Raw genomic sequence first — 1,197 nt, 5'->3', positions numbered from 1 at the left:
CCGACGGCGAAACGCTGGTCCTGACCTACACCGTCAGCGCCACCGACGATGACGGCGCACCGCTAGACGATAAAGAAACCGTCACGGTCACCATCACCGGAACCAACGACTCGCCTGACGTGTATGTCGACACCGGTGACAGTGCCGCGGAACCGCTTGGCAAGACCGGATCGACATTGACAACGTCGGGAACGCTGACGGTTGAAGACTTGGATCTAATCGACTCGGTCAGTTCGACCGTCAGCAACGTCGCGACCTCCGGCGACACCGCGGGATTGGCATCCAACAACTCAGAACTCTTGGCGATGCTCGCGTCGACCTCCGGCGTAATCGACGGGACAGAAACGACCAACACGCTGACCTGGGATTTCAACTCGGGTAGCGAGACGTTCGACTATCTCGCCACAGGCGAATCTCTCACACTGACCTACACCATCACGGTCACGGACAGCCAGTCGGCGACGGACACACAAAACGTCGTAATCACCATCACGGGCAACAACGATGCTCCTGTGATCACCGTGGAAACGGGCGATAGTGCAGCCGAGACGCTTACCGAAACCGACACGACACTGACATCGACAGGCACACTGACGGTCACCGACCTGAACCTCAGCGACACGGTCACCTCGACCGTTACCGGGGTCGTCAGCGGTGGGACAACCGCGGGCTTGGGAAGCGACAACGCCGCGTTGCTAGCGATGCTGTCCTCGACCGGCACGGTATTGGACTCATCCGAAACGTCTGACCAATTGACGTGGAATTTCAACAGCGGCTCAGAAGCCTTCAATTATCTCGCAAACGGTGAATCGTTGACGTTGACTTACACGATCGAAGTCACCGACAGCGAAGGTGACACCGACACCCAGAACGTCGCCATCACCGTCAACGGAACCAACGACGCCCCGCTCATCACCGGCGGCCCCGACACGTCTAGCTTGACCGAAACCGACAGCGGACTGACCGATACCGGAACGCTGACCGTCAGCGATTCCGACCGAACCGACAACGTCGTCGCCGCCGTCGACAGCGTCGCGGTTTCGGGCACCGGCGCATCGAGCGTTCCCGGCTCACTCGACAATGCGACCCTTCAGAGCTTTCTGTCGGTTTCGCCGACTACGATCCTGGACGGTACCGAAATCACCGACACGCTGACATGGGATTTCAACAGCGGCGCCGAAGCCTTTGACTTTCTCG

1 protein-coding gene is annotated in these 1,197 nt (G+C 59.4%); it reads left to right on the top strand.

Going from position 1 to position 1,197, the window contains the following annotated elements; all coding sequences use genetic code 11:
- On the top strand, nt 1–1,197 hold a 1,197-nt coding region (locus RSSM_RS08600; protein ID WP_008676745.1), incomplete at both ends, for a VCBS domain-containing protein.

This window comes from Aporhodopirellula sallentina SM41, from assembly GCF_000346505.1.
Taxonomy (GTDB): Bacteria; Planctomycetota; Planctomycetia; order Pirellulales; family Pirellulaceae; genus Rhodopirellula; species Rhodopirellula sallentina.
The sequence above is the reverse complement of the archived record's forward strand: the minus strand, read 5'-3'. Positions and strand labels throughout refer to the sequence as shown.